General features: G+C 59.9%; 15 protein-coding genes. 5 read left to right on the top strand and 10 right to left on the bottom strand.

The window, feature by feature from the left end; translation table 11 throughout:
• Positions 1-21: 21 nt before the first annotated feature.
• The 5 genes from infB to ACZ1G0_RS00455 all read right to left on the bottom strand — a co-directional run bounded on the left by infB (position 22) and on the right by ACZ1G0_RS00455 (position 5735).
• The gene (gene infB / locus ACZ1G0_RS00475; protein ID WP_472735144.1) at positions 22-2502 is read right to left on the bottom strand and encodes a translation initiation factor IF-2; all 2481 of its coding nucleotides are present in this window, start codon (positions 2500-2502) and stop codon (positions 22-24) included.
• Positions 2499-3131, bottom strand: a complete 633-nt coding sequence (locus ACZ1G0_RS00470) for an RNA-binding protein (RefSeq protein WP_472735143.1) — start codon at positions 3129-3131, stop codon at positions 2499-2501. Before ACZ1G0_RS00470 ends, infB begins: the two co-directional genes overlap by 4 nt.
• 18 nt (positions 3132-3149) lie before the next feature.
• Complete coding sequence (nusA, locus tag ACZ1G0_RS00465; protein WP_472735142.1) at positions 3150-4769, bottom strand: transcription termination factor NusA; 1620 nt, start codon at positions 4767-4769, stop codon at positions 3150-3152.
• Entirely contained in the window at positions 4770-5357 is a 588-nt protein-coding gene (rimP, locus tag ACZ1G0_RS00460; RefSeq protein ID WP_472735141.1) for a ribosome maturation factor RimP, read from the bottom strand.
• Positions 5358-5486: 129 nt separating this feature from the next.
• Positions 5487-5735, bottom strand: coding sequence for an I78 family peptidase inhibitor (locus ACZ1G0_RS00455; RefSeq protein ID WP_472737744.1), 249 nt, complete (start codon positions 5733-5735; stop codon positions 5487-5489).
• A gap of 75 nt (positions 5736-5810) precedes the next feature.
• On the opposite strand from ACZ1G0_RS00455, the gene ACZ1G0_RS00450 reads away from it, so the two are divergent.
• Positions 5811-6923 (top strand): S-(hydroxymethyl)glutathione dehydrogenase/class III alcohol dehydrogenase, encoded by a 1113-nt coding sequence (locus ACZ1G0_RS00450; RefSeq protein ID WP_472735140.1) that lies wholly within the window; start codon positions 5811-5813, stop codon positions 6921-6923.
• Between the two features lie 34 nt (positions 6924-6957).
• Here the strand turns inward: ACZ1G0_RS00450 and ACZ1G0_RS00445 are convergent, their stop codons facing one another.
• Positions 6958-7572, bottom strand: coding sequence for a TetR/AcrR family transcriptional regulator (locus tag ACZ1G0_RS00445; protein WP_472735139.1), 615 nt, complete (start codon positions 7570-7572; stop codon positions 6958-6960).
• Between the two features lie 125 nt (positions 7573-7697).
• Between ACZ1G0_RS00445 and mbfA the strand changes: the two genes are divergently transcribed.
• Complete coding sequence (gene mbfA / locus ACZ1G0_RS00440) at positions 7698-8672, top strand: iron exporter MbfA (protein ID WP_472735138.1); 975 nt, start codon at positions 7698-7700, stop codon at positions 8670-8672.
• A gap of 119 nt (positions 8673-8791) precedes the next feature.
• On the top strand, positions 8792-9724 hold the full coding sequence (locus ACZ1G0_RS00435; protein WP_472735137.1) for an AEC family transporter: 933 nt from the start codon (positions 8792-8794) through the stop codon (positions 9722-9724).
• 49 nt (positions 9725-9773) lie between these two features.
• On the opposite strand, the gene ACZ1G0_RS00430 is transcribed toward ACZ1G0_RS00435, so the two are convergent.
• On the bottom strand, positions 9774-11795 hold the full coding sequence (locus ACZ1G0_RS00430) for a PhoX family protein (protein ID WP_472735136.1): 2022 nt from the start codon (positions 11793-11795) through the stop codon (positions 9774-9776).
• 161 nt (positions 11796-11956) lie between these two features.
• Here ACZ1G0_RS00430 and ACZ1G0_RS00425 point away from each other — a divergent pair, with 161 nt between their 5' ends.
• A complete protein-coding gene (locus ACZ1G0_RS00425) occupies positions 11957-12655 on the top strand; it encodes a hypothetical protein (protein WP_472735135.1) in 699 nt (232 codons plus the stop codon).
• On the opposite strand, the gene ACZ1G0_RS00420 is transcribed toward ACZ1G0_RS00425, so the two are convergent.
• The 3 genes from ACZ1G0_RS00420 to rpsO form a co-directional block, all read right to left on the bottom strand.
• The gene (locus ACZ1G0_RS00420; protein WP_472735134.1) at positions 12652-13170 is read right to left on the bottom strand and encodes a Flp family type IVb pilin; all 519 of its coding nucleotides are present in this window, start codon (positions 13168-13170) and stop codon (positions 12652-12654) included. The genes ACZ1G0_RS00425 and ACZ1G0_RS00420 overlap by 4 nt on opposite strands.
• A gap of 146 nt (positions 13171-13316) precedes the next feature.
• Complete coding sequence (gene pnp / locus ACZ1G0_RS00415; protein WP_472735133.1) at positions 13317-15461, bottom strand: polyribonucleotide nucleotidyltransferase; 2145 nt, start codon at positions 15459-15461, stop codon at positions 13317-13319.
• 220 nt (positions 15462-15681) lie between these two features.
• Positions 15682-15951, bottom strand: a complete 270-nt coding sequence (rpsO, locus tag ACZ1G0_RS00410; RefSeq protein WP_472735132.1) for a 30S ribosomal protein S15 — start codon at positions 15949-15951, stop codon at positions 15682-15684.
• 197 nt (positions 15952-16148) lie between these two features.
• Between rpsO and ACZ1G0_RS00405 the strand changes: the two genes are divergently transcribed.
• Complete coding sequence (locus ACZ1G0_RS00405) at positions 16149-17249, top strand: calcium-binding protein (protein ID WP_472735131.1); 1101 nt, start codon at positions 16149-16151, stop codon at positions 17247-17249.
• The last annotated feature ends 117 nt before the right edge of the window (positions 17250-17366 follow it).

The following is a 17366-nucleotide window of genomic DNA, read 5'->3' as shown; positions in this document are numbered from 1 at the left end:
TCTTGTTAGGCTTGGCGCCCCTTACGACAGGGTGCGCTCCACTTCGGACCGTTCAAAGATCTCGATGACGTCGCCCTTGCGGATGTCATCGTAGTTTTCAAACGCCATGCCGCATTCCTGACCCGATTGCACTTCTTTCACTTCGTCCTTGAAGCGTTTCAGTGTCTTCAGCGTGCCTTCGTGGATCACGGTGTTGTCGCGCAGCAGACGCACCCCAGCAGAACGGCGTGCGACCCCCTCGGTCACCAGACACCCAGCCACATTGCCCACGCCAGTGACGCGGAACGTGTCCTTGATCTCGGCGTAACCGATGAAGTTCTCGCGCACCTCTGCGGACAGCAGACCAGATGCGGCCGCTTTGACGTCATCCACAAGGTCGTAGATGATCGAGTAATACCGGATCTCTACGCCCTTTTGGTTGGCGGCCTGACGGGCGCGGGGGTTGGCCCGCACGTTGAAGCCGATGACAGGGGCGCCGGACGCCTCTGCCAATGTGATGTCGGATTCGGTGATGGCACCCACGCCCGAGTGAAGCACTCGCACGCGAACTTCGTCGTTACCGATCTTCTGCATTGTTTGCACGATCGCTTCGGTCGAGCCTTGAACGTCCGCTTTGACCACAATCGGCAGTTCGGCCACGTCTTCGTCCGCTTTGGCCTTGGCCAGCAACTGATCCAGAGTGGTCGCAGCACCGGCGGCTGCACGTTTGTCCTTGGCTGCTTGTTCGCGGTATTCTGCGATCTCGCGGGCCTGCGCCTCGGTTTCGACGACGTTCAATACGTCGCCCGCCTCGGGTGTGCCGTTGAGGCCAAGGACCTCCACGGGGACCGACGGGCCAGCCTCATCCACACGGTTGCCTTTGTCATCGACCAGCGCGCGGACTTTACCCCACTGCTCGCCCACCACAAATATATCGCCTTTACGCAGGGTCCCGTTTTGCACCAGCACCGTGGCCACAGGGCCCCGACCGATATCCAGCTGTGCCTCGATCACGGCACCTTGGGCGGCGCGGTCGGGGTTGGCCTTCAGTTCAAGGATCTCGGACTGTAGGGCAATCGCATCCAGCAATTCGTCCAGCCCCTTGCCCGTGTGGGCAGAGACTTCGACGTCCTGCACGTCACCGGACATAGCCTCGACGACGACTTCGTGCTGCAACAACTCGGTGCGCACGCGCTGCGCATCGGCGGCAGGACGGTCCATTTTGTTGATCGCAACGATCATAGGCACGCCAGCCGCTTTGGAGTGGGCGATAGCCTCGATTGTCTGGGGCATGACGCTGTCGTCGGCCGCCACCACCAGAACCACGATGTCCGTGACCTGCGCACCACGGGCCCGCATCGACGTAAACGCCGCGTGGCCGGGGGTGTCGAGGAAGGACAACACCGCGCCGCTGTCGGTTTTCACCTGATAGGCGCCGATGTGCTGCGTGATCCCGCCAGCCTCGCCCGCCACAACCTTTGCATTCCGGATCGCATCCAGAAGCGAGGTTTTGCCGTGGTCCACGTGGCCCATGATGGTGATGACGGGGGGACGATCCTGCAGATCCTCTTCCTTGTCATCAATCGTGTCGATCACATCTTCGACGTCAGCATCGGAAACGCGGACCACTTTATGGCCGAATTCTTCGATGATGAGTTCGGCAGTATCCGCGTCGATCACTTGGTTCTGCGTGGCCATGATGCCGTTCTGCATCAGGGCTTTCACAACCGCTGCGACCCGTTCGGCCATACGGTTCGCCAGTTCCGACACCACGATGGTCTCGGGCAGCTGGACGTCGCGGACGACCTTTTCGCGCTGCTCGTTCCCCATGGCCTTTTGGCGCTGGCGTTCCTGTTTCCGCTTCATCGCGGCCATGGAACGATGACGGTTGCCCTCGCCCCCGGACAGCGCTTGGTTCAGGGTCAGCTTGCCGGAGCGGCGCGCATCATCAGCACCGCGGCCACGGCCACGTTTGTTGTCTGCATTCGCATCTTCACGCTTGCGCGGCGTTTCAACCCGAGGGCCCGAGGGCGCAGGGCGACCCTCTGGTTTGGCGGTCGGCACGGGGGCAGCGGCTGCAGCCTTGGCGGCCTCTGCCTCTGCCTTGCGACGCTCTTCTTCCTCGGCACGGGCCTTCAGGGCCTCCTCGCGCTCTTTCTCTTCACGCTCCTTGGCCTGCGCATCATCACGACGACGCTGACGCTCCAGGGCGCGTTCTTCTTCCTCGCGCTTGCGGCGCTCCGCCTCTTCGGCCTCGCGGGCCTTGGCGGCTTGCAGCGCCTTCAGGCGACGTTCCATTTCCGCATTGGTTGCACCTGCCGGGGATTTGGATCCTTCGGCATTGGCGCGCGCGGCGTTGTGTGTGGTTGGGCCAGCTGCGCCCGGTTTGGGCACAACCACGCGCTTGCGCTTGGTTTCCACCACAACGCTTTTGGTGCGGCCGCGGCTAAAGCTTTGCTTTACCTGACCGTTGCGTGGTCCCCCGGATAGACCGAGGGGTTTTTTGCCGTCATTATCGCTCATGCGTTCGTCGTATCCTTCTCGGCAGACCCATTCCCGCCGTTTACTTTTCGTATGCCTTGAAGCCTTGCGGCTTCCTCTACAACACGTTTGCCCAATTCACCAGTGCTGACCGCGGCATGGATCACGCGGTCGCGCCCGAAGGCCAAGCCCAGTTCGTGAGACCCAAGGTGCCCAATGAACCGCGCACCCTCTGGTGTGCTGAGTTTCGTTTTCCCCCGTTCGGACCCATCAGAGGCCTGAATGAGAGCAGCGGTGCGTTCACTATATAGGAAGCCCCGCACTTTTTCGTACCCACAGACCGCACGACCCGACTTGCGCGCCAGTGCAATGGTATTCTGTAGACGTTTCAGCAGTCCGTCTTCCACAAGGTCTAGCAGACCTTCGGGCACTTGTACCTGCTTCTTAGCGCCGCGCGAAAACATGCGTTTCGCGATTGCGAGTTCAAGGGCGTCGCGATCTGCGGCCACCCATATCCCGCGGCCGGGCAGTTTTTCCGCCAGATCGGGATAGACAGTGTCCTCGGGTCCTACAACGAACCGGATCAGGCCAGCCTTGGGATGGACCTCTCCGGTAGCGATGCAGCGCCGTTCCGGGTCACTGCGATGTTTGTCTCTGCCGCCGCGCGTCAAGGGTGCGATCCGAGGCCATTAGACCTCGGCCTCCTCGGCTGCGGCCGCTTCGGCCTCGGCAGCTTGTTCGGCGGCCAACTCTTCGGGATCCACCCAGCCCAGCATCACGCGGGCGGTCATGATCATGTCGCGCGCTTCCTCAAGCGTCACGCCGAATTCTTCCAGCAAGCCATCGTCCTTGACGCGCTTGCCATCCACGTTGGTCCAGCCACCGGCCAGTTCCCAGTCCGCGCAGGTTGCGAATTCCTCGATGTTCTTGACACCGTCCTCGGCCAAAGCGGCTAGCATTTGCGGCGTCAGACCTTCGAAGTTCACAAGGCTGTCCTCGATCCCCAATTCTTGCGCACGTTCCATGGCCTTGGCATTCAGCGCCTCAAGGTAGTCGCGGGCGCGCGCCTGCAACTCGCCAGCGGTGCCTTCGTCCACGCCGTCGATGACCAGCAGTTCGTCCACCTCGACGTAGGCCACCTCTTCAAGCGAGGTAAAGCCTTCGGCGACCAACAGCTGTGCAAAGAATTCGTCCAGATCCAGCGTGTCTTGGAACAGCTTGGTACGCTCGGCAAACTCGGCCTGACGACGTTCCGATTCCTCGGCCTCTGTCAGGATGTCGATATCAAGCGCGGTCAGCTGCGAGGCCAGCCGCACGTTTTGACCACGGCGACCGATGGCCAGGGACAGTTGTTCGTCAGGGACGACAACCTCGATCCGCTCCGCCTCTTCGTCGATCACAACCTTGGACACTTCGGCAGGTTGCAGCGCGTTCACAAGGAAAGTCGCGGCGTCTTCGTTCCAAGGGATGATATCGATCTTTTCGCCCTGCAATTCGTTCACAACGGCCTGCACACGGCTGCCGCGCATACCGACACAAGCCCCAACAGGATCAATCGCGTTGTCATAGCTGATGACGGCGATCTTGGCGCGGGACCCGGGGTCGCGGGCGACGGCCTTGATTTCGATGATGCCATCATAAATCTCGGGCACTTCCATCTTGAACAGCTCGGCCATGAATTCGGGCGCCGTGCGGGACAGGAAGATTTGTGGGCCCCGGGGTTCGCGGCGCACGTCCTTGATGTAGACGCGGATACGGTCGTTGGGGCGATAGGTCTCGCGGCCGATCTTATCATTACGGCGCAGCACAGCCTCGCCCGCGCCGATATCGACGATGACGTTGCCGTATTCCTCGCGCTTGACCAGGCCGTTGATAATCGTCCCGGCGCGGTCCTTGAATTCTTCGTACTGGCGGTCACGCTCCGCCTCGCGGACCTTTTGCAAGATCACCTGTTTGGCTGATTGCGCGGCGATGCGGCCCATTTCAACGGGGGGCACTTCGTCGATCAACTCGTCGCCCACGGCGGGGTCGGCCTTGTACTGCTTGGCCTGCTCGACCGTCAGTTCTGCCTTGTCGTTTTCGACAAGATCATCTTCGACCACAGTGCGCACGCGGGTGAACGTCGCTCGCCCAGTCTTGCGGTCGATGGACACGCGGATGTCGAGGTCGGCGCCGTAACGAGACTTCGCGGCACGGGCCAGCGATTCTTCCATCGCCTCAATGACCAGCGCGGGGTCGATCATCTTTTCGCGGGCCACAGCCTCGGCGGTTTGCAGCAGTTCCAGCTGGTTGGCGGAAGTGATGGACATCTATGTGTTCTCCTCGTCATCCAAGACGGTTTCGACTTCGTCGAATTGTGTTTCGTCAATTTCACCGGCGTTCTTGCGGGCCCGCAGGACGTCGCGGATCAACTCGTCGGTCAGGACCAGCTTGGCGTCTGCCAGCCAGTCGAATTTCAGGCCAATGGTGACGTCCTCGCCACCCTGTTCAATCTCGATCAAGACTTCGTCGCCTTCGGTCCCACGGATGATCCCCTTGAACCGGCGCTGGCCGTCGATGGTATTCTCGGTCTCGATCTTGACGACATAGCCGTCCCACATGTCGAAATCTTTGAGGCGTGTCAGGGGCCGGTCGATCCCGGGGCTGGAGACCTCGAGGTTGTATTCATCCACGATGGGATCTTCGACGTCGAGGATCGCGCCTAGCGCAGTGGAAATCGTGGCGCAATCATCAACTTCGATACCGCCTTCGGGTTTTTCGGCCATCACTTGCAGCGTCGCGGTCTTGCCGCCCATCAGACGCAGGCGCACCAGTTCAAACCCCATATCCTCGATAACGGGGGTGACAATCTGGGCCAAGCGTTGGTCGATGGCGGTTTTGGCGATCATGTCGGCCAAAGGCGTCTCCTAGAAACAAAAAAGCGGACCGTGCGGCCCGCCTTGATTTCCAGTGGGTGCGAGCAGCACTCCGATGTTGGTCGCTACATAGGCGGAGTCGCGCGGGTAAGCAAGCCCTGTCTGAAATGCCTAGCCGCAGCGCAGCCGGACAATGGTGCCCGCATCGTCGAGTTCGATGTTCAGACGTTCCGGCAGGTGATCCATCGTGATGGGCTGGAACGGAGTGATGATCCGGGTGCGGTCAGGCAGGTCCAACCCGTCAAGCGCACTGCGCGGCGCCCCCACGAGGTGCGCGAATGAGGAAACGCTGCAGGTATCAGGACCCGTGGAACGGGGGCTTTTCTGAGCATCTGCTGGCACGCAGGCCGCAAGGACCATAAAGGGAATTAAACGTAACATCTTGCCACCATTGTGCCTTTGCATCACGGTCAACGCAAGTAAGGGAGAGACATTATGCGCACACGTGCCGCTGTTGCGGTTGCCCCGGGCAAGCCGCTGGAAATCATGGATGTAAACCTCGAAGGCCCGAAGGCGGGCGAGGTTTTGGTGGAGATCAAGGCCACTGGCATCTGTCATACGGACGAGTTCACACTGTCGGGTGCGGATCCAGAGGGGCTATTCCCCGCGATCCTTGGGCACGAGGGTGCGGGTGTGGTCGTGGACGTGGGCCCCGGTGTGACCAGCCTGAAAAAGGGCGATCACGTCATCCCTCTCTACACCCCCGAGTGCCGCGAGTGCGAATACTGCCTGAACCCGAAAACCAACCTCTGCCAATCCATCCGCAGCACCCAAGGCCAAGGCCTGATGCCCGATGGCACCTCGCGGTTCTCCACCCTCGATGGCGACCCGATCTTGCACTACATGGGCTGCTCGACCTTCGCCAACCACACGGTTCTGCCCGAGATCGCGCTGGCCAAGGTGCGCCCCGATGCGCCCTTCGATAAGATTTGCTACATTGGGTGCGGCGTGACGACGGGGATCGGTGCGGTGATCAATACCGCCAAGGTCGAAATCGGCAGCCGCGCGATTGTCTTCGGCTTGGGCGGCATTGGCCTGAACGTCATCCAAGGGCTGCGGCTTGCGGGTGCGGACCAGATCGTTGGCGTGGATATCAATCCCAGCAAGGTCGAGATGGCGACCCGTTTTGGTATGACCGATTTTGTGAACCCCAAGGAGGTCGAGGGCGATCTGGTGCCCTACCTCGTGGACCTGACCAAAGGCGGCGCGGACTACACGTTTGACGCCACGGGCAACACGACTGTGATGCGTCAGGCGTTGGAATCTGCGCACAAGGGCTGGGGCGAAAGCGTCATCATCGGCGTGGCCCCTGCGGGTGCGGAAATCAGCACGCGACCGTTCCAGTTGGTGACGGGCCGCGTCTGGCGTGGGACCGCCTTTGGCGGGGCGCGCGGGCGGACAGATGTCCCCCAGATTGTCGATTGGTACATGGACGGCAAGATCGAGATTGACCCGATGATCACCCACACCATGGGGCTGGATGACATCAACAAGGGGTTCGATTTGATGCACGCGGGCGAAAGTATCCGTTCCGTCGTCGTCTACTAGTGGTGGGGCGGGACAAGTCCCGCCCTACGGTGCCCTAGGCCCGGTAGCGTGCCATGAACATCTTCACGGCTTCGTCTACGACATATGTGATTTTGTCTGGCCCGGGCACGGTTTCAACCCCGGTCAGGCAGCGCACGTGGCATCCGGCCTTGCATAGCTCGATGAATTGGTGCGCTGCGAACGCCTTGTCCTCAATCGCCAACTCGCCCCGCTTCTCGGCCACTTCGAAATAGGTGACCATGCGGGCTTCCATCATTTTGGGTCCGTTGTCGTAAAAGCTTTGACCGACAACTGGGAAACGCTCCGCCTCTGCGATCACAACCCGCATGACGCTCATCCCAAAGGGGGACAGGATCAATCGGGTGAAGGCCAGCCCGACCCGGGTCAGGACCACATGCGGGGGCGCGTTGATGTCGTTCAGGTCCAGTGTCAGTTCGGCTTGCCGGGCAATTTCACGGCGGGCGACTTCGACAAACAATAGCTTTTTGTCCGCGAAATAGCTGTAAAGCGTGGCCTTTGACACGCCAGCCTCGCGCGCGATCATATCGACACTGGCCCCTTCGAACCCTTCGCGCATGAACACAACGGCGGCGCCATCGACAACTTGGTCGAACTTACGGCCCTGTTTGATGGCGTTCTCCATGTTCATGCAACGGTCTCCAACGAGGCTACCCCACCATATAAACCGAATGGTTCAGTTTCGGCAAGAAGCTGGCCTTGAAGCCAAGGTACCAAAAGACTACTTTAGAATCGTTCTAATAAGTGGGGCTTAAGATGATTTTTGGTCGATTGTACCGCCGCCGGTTCTCGGATTTGTCCGAACAGGAAATCCTCGCGCTTGCCATTTCTTCTGAGGAAGATGACGCCCGGATCTACCGCACCTATGCTGATCGCTTGCGCACCGAATACCCAGACAGTGCAAAGATCTTTGATGCCATGGCGAGCGAAGAAGATAGTCATCGCCGTCGCTTGATCGACCTGCATACATCGCGTTTCGGGGATGTCATCCCCTTGTTGCGGCGCGAACACGTGGCGGGCTTATACAACCGCAAGCCCGTTTGGCTGATCGAGGATTTGGGCATTGAGACCATCCGCGCCCAAGCAGAGCAGATGGAGCATGATGCCGAGCGGTTCTACACGATGGCCGCAGCGCGCACCCAAGACGCAGGCACGCGGAAACTGTTGGGTGATCTGGCCGCCGCCGAGGCCGGGCACGAAGCCAAGGCCAACACATTGACCGGCGCCCTGACCGACACCGTGCGCGATGAAGAGGCTGAGAAGTCCCACCGCCAGTTCGTCTTGACTTGGGTTCAGCCGGGGTTGGCTGGGCTTATGGACGGCTCTGTCTCGACCCTTGCGCCGATCTTTGCAGTGGCGTTTGCGACGCAAGATACATGGACCACGTTTCTTGTCGGGCTTGCCGCATCTGTGGGGGCGGGGATTTCCATGGGCTTTACCGAGGCCGCCTCGGACGATGGTGAATTGTCCGGACGCGGCAGCCCGGTCAAGCGTGGATTTGCATCTGGCATCATGACCACAGTGGGCGGGATGGGGCATGCTTTACCCTATCTGATCACCGAATTCTGGACCGCGACTGTGATTGCGATTGCCGTTGTGTTCGTAGAGCTCTGGGCGATCGCATGGATCCAGAACCGGTACATGCAGACGCCATTCTGGCGCGCGACGTTGCAAGTGGTTGTGGGCGGAGCGTTGGTGCTTGCGGCTGGTGTCTTGATCGGGCAGGGCTAGGGCCCGCCTGTTGCAACCCGCCGGAGGGGCCAACCCCTCCGGACCTCCCCGAGGGTATTTTTGACCCGAAGAGGCATGGACGCTGGACTTTGCGTCTCACGGCCCGGTAAGTCTGTGCAATGCTGGCCATTTTTTTAAAGACACTGCCGTTTTTTGCCTTGATCGGCGTGGGCTATCTCGCTGGACGGACGAAGTTCTTTACGGACGAGGCGACGGCCTACCTGACCAAGTTCGTCTTCTACTTTGCCCTGTCTGCCATGCTGTTCAGCTTTTCGGCAAACCTGTCCCTGGGGGATGTGTTCGACCTGAAGTTCGTGGGGGCCTATCTATGGGCCTGCGGTGTTGTCTACCTGATCGCTACCGCCGTGGCGTTTCACCGAGGCCTGTCAGTGGCCGAGGCGGCGGTCGAGGCACAGGTGGCGGTGATCGGAAACGTTGGGTTCCTCGGTATCCCCATGTTGGTACTGCTGTTGGGCGAGGCCGCAGCCGGGCCCATGTTGCTGATCCTAGCGGCGGATCTGATCGTCTTTTCATCCCTGATTGTGATCTTGATCGTCGGATCCCGCGAGGGACGGATAAGGTGGTCCATCTTGCGCACGGTCAGCGTTGGTCTCGTCAAGAACCCGATGATCGTATCCATCACAGCGGGGCTGATCTGGTCGTCCACGGGATGGGATTTGCCCGTACCGGTTCGCGACTTCGTGGCGATCCTAGGGGCGGCGGCGACACCGGGGGCTCTGTTTGCAATCGGGGCCTCTCTCGCCTCCAAATCCGCCGAAAAGATGCAAGTCGCGGGCTGGCTGACGTTTTGCAAATTGGTGCTGCATCCGGCGGCGGTGGCCCTGGCGGTGTTGGTTTTGTTCCCGGTGGACCCCTTCTACGCGGCCGTTGTCATCAGCGCCTCGGCCCTGCCGGTGGCGGGCAATGTGTTCATGTTGGCCCAACACTACGGCGTGGCCCCCACCCGGGTCTCGGCAGCCATTCTTGTCTCGACCGCGATCAGCATTGTTACCGTGAGCGTTGTGATCGGCTGGGTTCAGCCCTTGCTGTAGAAAAAGACCCCGGGGTTTCCCCCGGGGCCCAACACGTCATCGAAATGACTTAGACAGCGATCACGCCGCCACCTTGTTTTGTGACCACCACGACCGAGGGGCGCGGCGGCATATTGGGCGCAAAGTCCGGCCAGCGTGTGGCGGGATCTTCGAAGGTGCTGTCCCGCTCGAACCCTTTGAAGTCCTTGGTGCCATCGGTGCCCGGGTGCTGCACAGCAAGGAACAGGGTTTGGCTGTCTTGGGCAAAGTAGGGACCGCAAAGCTCCCCGCCCACGGGGCAGCGGAAGAACAGCTTGGAATGGCCGCGCATCTCCCCTTCGGTTTCCAGCGCATACAGGCCATCGGATTTGCCGGTGCGGCCCCAGTTTGACCCCTGATCCGTCGAGATCCACAGACGCCCATCGTTGTCATAGGCGCAGTTGTCAGGGGACCCGAACCACCCGTTTTCCGAGGTTTCCGGGTGCCATTCGGCGCCCACCTCGGCCAGCGTCGGGTCGCCGCATTTCACAAGGATGTCCCAAGTGCCGCGCGTGGCCGCGTGGTCACCTCCGTCTTCCTTGATTTCGATGATGTGGCCAAAATTGCTCTCGGGGCGGGGGTTGGCGGCATTGACTTGATCGGCCTTGCGGCGCGAATTGTTGGTCAGCATGATCACCGCGGTGCCGTCCCCGCGGGGTTGGGCATCCTCGGGGCGGTCCATCGGCGTTGCCCCCAACAGGTCAGCGGCCAGACGCGTGTCGATCATGACATCGCCCTGATCGTTGAACCCATTCTCGGCGGTCAGCGGCCCAGTGCCGTGGACCAGCGGCAGCCAGTCGATCACACCGTCCTCGTTGAACCGCGCAACGTAAAGCGTGCCATCGGACAGCAATTTGCGATCCTCTTGCTTGTTGCCCGTCACAACACCCTTGGAGACATATTTGTATTGGTAGTCAAACCGGTTGTCGTCGCCGGAATAGATCACCAGATGGCCGTCCGTAGACACGGTCGTCTCGGCCCCTTCGTGGCGGAAGCGGCCAAGGGCGGTGTGTTTGACCGGCGTGGCGGTGGGGTCCATCGGGTCCACCTCGACGATCCAACCGAACTTGTTCACCTGATTGGGGTCCTTGTCGATGTTGAACCGGTCATAGTACTTGCCCCAGGCATACCAACGTCCGGGCACGCCGTAGCGCAGCATCGACTTGGCCTCGACCTGTTCGGAGATATCCACCTTGCCTTCGGCGTCCAGCTTGTCGGACCAGAAGTAGCCGTGGAAGTTTTCCTCGGCCATCAGGTATGTGCCCCAAGGCGTCATGCCACCCGCGCAATTGTTGATCGTGCCGATCACGCGCATACCTTCGGCGTCGTCCATGGTTTTCATACGGTCATGCCCTGCGGCAGGGCCAGAGAAGGTCATCTCTGTGTTCAACGGCGTGATGCGGCGGTTCAGGTTGCTGTCCCGCACAAGGGTCCACTTGCCGCCGACCTGCTCGATTTCGACCACGGTGCCGCCGTGGGCGGCCATTTCGATATCCACCAGTTCCTTGGTCATGCCGGTGAAGTCTGCGCGGTCCTGGCGGCCAAGGCCGGGGAACATGACCTCTTCGTTGGTGTATTCGTGGTTCACGCACAACACGCCGCGAGTTTGGTCCGCATTCAGGGGCCAGAACCCGACGTAGTCGTTGTTGTAGCCAAACTGTTTCAGCTGGGCCTCTGCGCTTTGGTTCATGGGATCGAAGTCGGGCGCGTCGGCTGTGATGGGATCGCCCCAACGCAGCAGGATGTCGGCGTTGTAGCCGTCCGCGATATGGTGCGTCTCGTCGTTGCCCCAAGCCAGTTCGTCAAAGGCATAGCGGCTGTTGGCCTCGGCGCGGGCCGTACCGGGCGCGATCAGGGCCGAGGTGCCGAACAACGTGGCGGTGGCGGTGACACCCAAAGCCCCGCGCAGAAAATCACGGCGGCCATAGCGATTGGCGATCACTTCGCCAATGGTGCCCTGTAGGTTGGGATTGGTTGGAATGTCGTCGAAGGCCTCGAAGGCTTCGGCCTTGTTTCCGTATTCATCAGATTGAATGATCTCTTCGCGAGACATGGCTGATCCTCATGTGTTGGAAAGTCCGAGCAGTGGACTCGCGCAAAGAGTGTGGCGCGCATGTTATGGATTTTTGACGGTTGCATTAAACTTTTGTAACGCCGGGGTGCGGATGGCGCGGCAAGGGTCTATGTCATGGGAAACCTGACCCCGGAGCCTTCATGTCCCTGCGCGCCTATCTCGTCTTGATCCTTGCCCTGTGTTTTGCAGGGGTGCCGTTTTTCGTGCCCTTCGACGGGTTTGATCCCAGCCTGTATCCCGTGCCGCAGATCGATCCGCCGATCCAGCCAGAGGGCTATGCCTTCAGCGTGTGGGGGCCGATCTATCTGTGGCTGATCATTATGGCCGGTCTGGGTGTCTGGCGGCACCGCCAAGACCCAGCGTGGGACGCGCCGCGCCTCGGGTTGATCCTGTCGCTGGCGGTTGGTGTGTTCTGGTTGCCGGTGGCGATGGTGTCGACCTTGGCGGCAACGGTGATGATCTGGGTGATGTTGGCCGGTGCCCTTTGGGCGCTGCTGGTGTCCCCACGGGGACAGGAATGGGCCATCGGCGGAGCGATTGGCCTTTACGCCGGGTGGCTGACGGCGGCCTCGTCGGTGTCTATCGGATTGGTCACGGCAGGGTTTGGATTACCACCCTTTGGCCAAATCGGCTGGGCCATCGTCGCGCTTTTGATTGCGTTGACGGTTGGGATGGTTGTTTTGCGCCTCCGGCCAAGTTGGGCCTACGGTGGCGTACTGGTCTGGGCACTCGTTGCGATTGTCATCCAAAATGACGGTACGGGACCGGTTGCCTATCTCGCGGGGATCGGAGCCTTGGTGATTGGCGTCTGGACGGTGTGGTGCAGACAGCGCTCCTAGCTGTCCCAGCATTCCAAGATCAGCGTTTGGACAACATGGCGGAACGGGTTTTTAACACCGTCGCTGCTGTCATTAACCAGCCCATTCACATCGAGACCAAGGGCTGGGTCAAAATGATCCGCAGCCGCGGTGTTTAGCGTGGCCAACTCCGCTGCCCGCTCTTGTGGTGTCATCGCGCCATAGGTGTCGTTCCAGAATTCCAATGTCCCAGCGTTGAAGCCATTTTCGTTGCCAACCCTACCGAGCGTTGATCCAGCATCAGCCCATTTTTGTCCGTATTCAACAAACGGATCATCACCGCCAATCCCACATCCGGTGACAGGCGTGACGTCTTGGAAGTGTTCAAGAGAGCCAGGAAAGTAAGGCGATACGATCCCGCGGTACAACTGTTGGCCCACGTCACCGCTGGCGTCTTCAACACCACTTCCGACCACGCCCATTGTTGCAAGTCCAAGACCCACGAGACCAGCCGTCAGTACGACCCAATCCACGGCTACAGCTCCGGATTCGTCCATTAAGAGCATTGCACACGTCTCATTTGCGATACGTAATGCCCCAAAAGCTTGGCAATTTTTGGGCGCAGAAACAAAAAACCCCGGTGTTTCCACCGGGGTTTTCGTGAGACGTGCGGTGGGACAAGTCCCACCCTACAGAAGGGCGCTTAGCCTTCCTTGGCGGCATCCATCTCTTCTTTGGTCAGCTCTTCGCCGGTTTCCTGGTTCACCATTTTCATGGCCAACCGGACTTTGCCGCGATCGTCGAAGCCCAGCAGTTTTACCTGCACCTCTTGCCCCTCTTTGAGGACGTCCGAGGGGTGGGACAGACGGCGGTTTTCGATCTGGGAGACGTGGACCAGACCGTCGCGCTTGCCAAAGAAGTTCACGAAGGCGCCGAAATCGACGATCTTCACGACCTTGCCTTTGTAGATCTTGCCTTCCTCAGGCTCTGCCACGATCGAGTGGATCATGTCATAGGCCTTTTGGATGGCTTCACCATTCGGCGAGGCGATCTTGATGATGCCGTCGTCGTTGATGTCGACCTTGGCACCAGACACTTCCACGATCTCGCGGATGACCTTACCGCCGGACCCGATGACTTCACGGATCTTGTCGGTGGGTACCTGCATCGTCTCGATGCGCGGGGCATGGACAGAGAATTCCTGCGCGCCGGTGATGGCTTTGGACATCTCGTTCAGGATGTGGATACGGCCTGCTTTGGCCTGCTCCAGCGCCTGTTCCATGATGGCGGGCGTGATGCCTGCGATCTTGATGTCCATCTGCAGGGAGGTGATCCCCGCTTCGGTCCCGGCCACTTTGAAGTCCATGTCGCCAAGGTGATCTTCGTCACCCAGAATGTCGGTCAACACGGCGAAGTCACCGTCGTCTTCCATCACCAGACCCATGGCCACACCGGCAACCGGTGCTTTCAACGGAACGCCTGCGTCCATCATGGACAGGGAACCGCCACAGACAGACGCCATAGAGGAAGAGCCGTTGGATTCCGTGATCTCCGACACCACACGCACGGTGTAGGGGAAGTCTGTTGCCGCGGGCAGAACCGCTTGCAAGGCACGCCACGCCAGTTTCCCGTGACCGATTTCACGACGACCGGGAGGGCCGAAGCGACCAACCTCACCCACCGAGTAGGGAGGGAAGTTGTAGTGCAGCAGGAAGTTGGATTTGAAGTTGCCGTGCAGGGCGTCGATGAACTGTTCATCATCGCCGGTGCCCAGCGTGGTCACGACCAGACCTTGGGTCTCGCCACGGGTGAACAGGGCGGAACCGTGGGTCCGGGGCAGAAGGCCCGTTTCGGATACGATGTCACGCACCTCGTCCAAGGCACGCCCGTCGATGCGGCGCTTGGATTTCACCACGTCGCCACGCAGAACAGCCGATTCCAGCTTTTTCAGGGCGGTGCCCAGATTCTCGTCGGCCAGTTGCTCTTCGGTCAGGGCGGCCTTCACGGCCTCCTTGGCGGCGGCAACGGCGGCGGTGCGCTCTTGCTTGTCGGTGATCGCATAAGCGGCACGCATCTGCTCTTCACCGGCAGCCTTTACGGCAGCGAACAGGTCGCTGTAGTCCGGCGCTTGGAAGTCAAACGGCTCTTTCGCGGCGTCTTCGGCCAGATCAATGATCAGGTCCAGAACGGGCTGCATCTGGTCGTGACCAAATTTCACTGCACCCAGCATCTCGGCTTCCGACAGCTCATAGGCTTCGGATTCGACCATCATCACGGCGTCTTTGGTGCCGGCGACAACCAGATCGAGGCGTTGTTCTGGGTTGTTGCGCAGGTCGTGCATGTCGTCCACGGCGGGGTTCAACACGTATTCGCCATCGACGAAACCAACGCGAGCACCGGCAATCGGGCCCATGAACGGCGCGCCGGAAATGGTCAGCGCGGCAGAGGCTGCGATCATGGCCACAACATCAGGGTCGTTTTCCAGATCGTGGGACAGAACGGTACAGATCACCAAAACTTCGTTCTTGAAACCATCGACGAACAGAGGGCGCAAGGGCCGGTCAATCAGACGGGATGTCAGCGTTTCTTTCTCGGTGGGGCGGGCCTCACGCTTGAAGAAACCACCGGGGACTTTGCCCGCGGCGTAGTATTTTTCATTGTAGTGCACGGTCAGGGGGAAGAAATCCTGGCCCGGCTTTTGCGCCTTTGCAAAGGTGACGGCGGCCATCACGGACGTCTCGCCATAGGTTGCGATCACGCAACCATCTGCCTGGCGCGCAATTTTACCTGTTTCCAGAGTGAGGGTGTCGTGACCCCACTCCATTTCTTTTTTCACAACTTTGAACATCATAGTTTCCTGTGTGGAGGCGCTCCGGGCCCCTGCCCGGTCCTCCGTGTATATCGGCGGCCCCATTGCCACCGCACCCCTGATCATAACCATGCGCCGGGGTTAGTGCGTCACGTCTCAGATAGCGCGCGTATAGAGGGGTTTAAGCGGTTTGGGAAGCAAAGAAAAACGCCCGCGCGGGGACCGGCGGGCGTTTGCATTTCCTAAAAGGCAGTGTCGATTAGCGACGGATGCCCAGACGTTTGATCAGGTCTTGATAACGTGCCTCGTCCTTGGACTTGGTGTAGTCCAAAAGTTTCCGGCGCAGGGCCACCATCTTCAACAGACCACGGCGGGAGTGGTTGTCTTTCTTATGGCTTTTGAAGTGCTCGGTCAGCGTCGCGATGCGGCTGGTCAAGATTGCAACCTGAACTTCGGGCGAACCTGTGTCGCCTTCCTTCGTTGCGAATTCTTTCATCAAGCGGGCTTTTTCTTCAGCAGTGATCGACATCGGGGTCTCCTTGTCTAAGGGTGAAGGCGCAGGCCGGGATGTCGTCCAGCAGGGCCGAGAGATGGGCGCGTATAGCCCCACCCCCTTCATTTGAAAAGACCAAAGTGCGCGTTAACCAATTAAACGTTGGTTTGTATCACAATGACGCCACGCATTGTAAAAGACCCATGGTGGGCTGCGTAGGTCGAGGTGTTGAAATGTTCATGTTTGCTGGGCTGATCAGTCTTTTGTTGGCAGGTGCCGTGGCGCTGACCCCATCGGATTCGGGCAACGAAGATACGGCAGAGGCCCCCGACGTCGAAGATCTGCAGGACGCGCCAGAGCCGGAGGTTGTGCCGGTTGATACCTTCTGGTCCGCGCCGGAGTTGGTGCAGGAACCCGACGATCTTCCCGCGCCTAGCCCACAGCCAATTCCCGGCGATTCCGGGGATGACCTCGCACCGCCGCAAACCCAGCCCATGATGGTGCCGTTTTTCAGCGCCGACAGCTTTGTACCCGACCTGCCCGGCCAGCCGGAGGCGGTTGATCAGGTCTATGGAAAGAACATCTCTGACGGGGCCGGAGGTAATCTGTTCCAGCGCCTTTTGATGAACGAGCCAGCCTTTTTGGGCACCGAACAGCCGGACGATATTGCGGGTACAGACGCCGGTGATTGGCTGGTTGGTAACGGCGACGACGACACGCTGTCCGGTGGCATGGGCAGGGATCTGATCACAGGGGATGCTGGCGACGACAGCCTTGGCGGTGGTTATGCCAGCGATGTCGTGGACGGTGGTGATGGTGATGACACCGTGGCTGGCGGGGCAGGGGATGATCTTGTCGTGGGCGGCGTTGGCGACGACCTTGTTCTGGGCGATGAGGGCGATGATCGGATGTTCGGTCAAATGGGCAATGACACCCTTATGGGTGGTGCTGGCAATGACTTGCTCGACGGTACATTTGCGGCCAACAGCGGGTCGGCGTGGGATGAAAGCGATGATGCCGATCTTTTGATCGGTGGGATCGGTGACGACGTGCTGGTCCTTGGTGCGGCAGATATTGCTACGGGCGGCGCAGGATCGGATGAATTTGTCACCGGACTTTACGTGGATGATGACGCCCCAACGATCACGGACTTTGACCCATTTCAGGACGAACTTCTGCTCGCTATTCCCGCCGGCGCAGCGCTGCCCGACATCACGACCATCGACGCTGATGGTGGCATTTCCGTCTTGCTTGATGGATTCGAGGTTGCCCATCTATCAGGCCTTGTAGAACTGCCACTCACAGCCGTTCGGTTCGTTCCACTGGATCTGTGATGGTGGTTGTTGAAACTGTCAGGTGGCTAGGCGCGCATTGGATTGCTTTTGGAAACAACCAGTCTGCCAAGTACCTGACAATACGGCGGATATCTTGAAATTCATGGACAAACCGAC

The sequence above is a fragment of the Thalassobacter sp. HA4-2 genome, assembly GCF_055693705.1.
The sequence above is the reverse complement of the archived record's forward strand: the minus strand, read 5'-3'. Positions and strand labels throughout refer to the sequence as shown.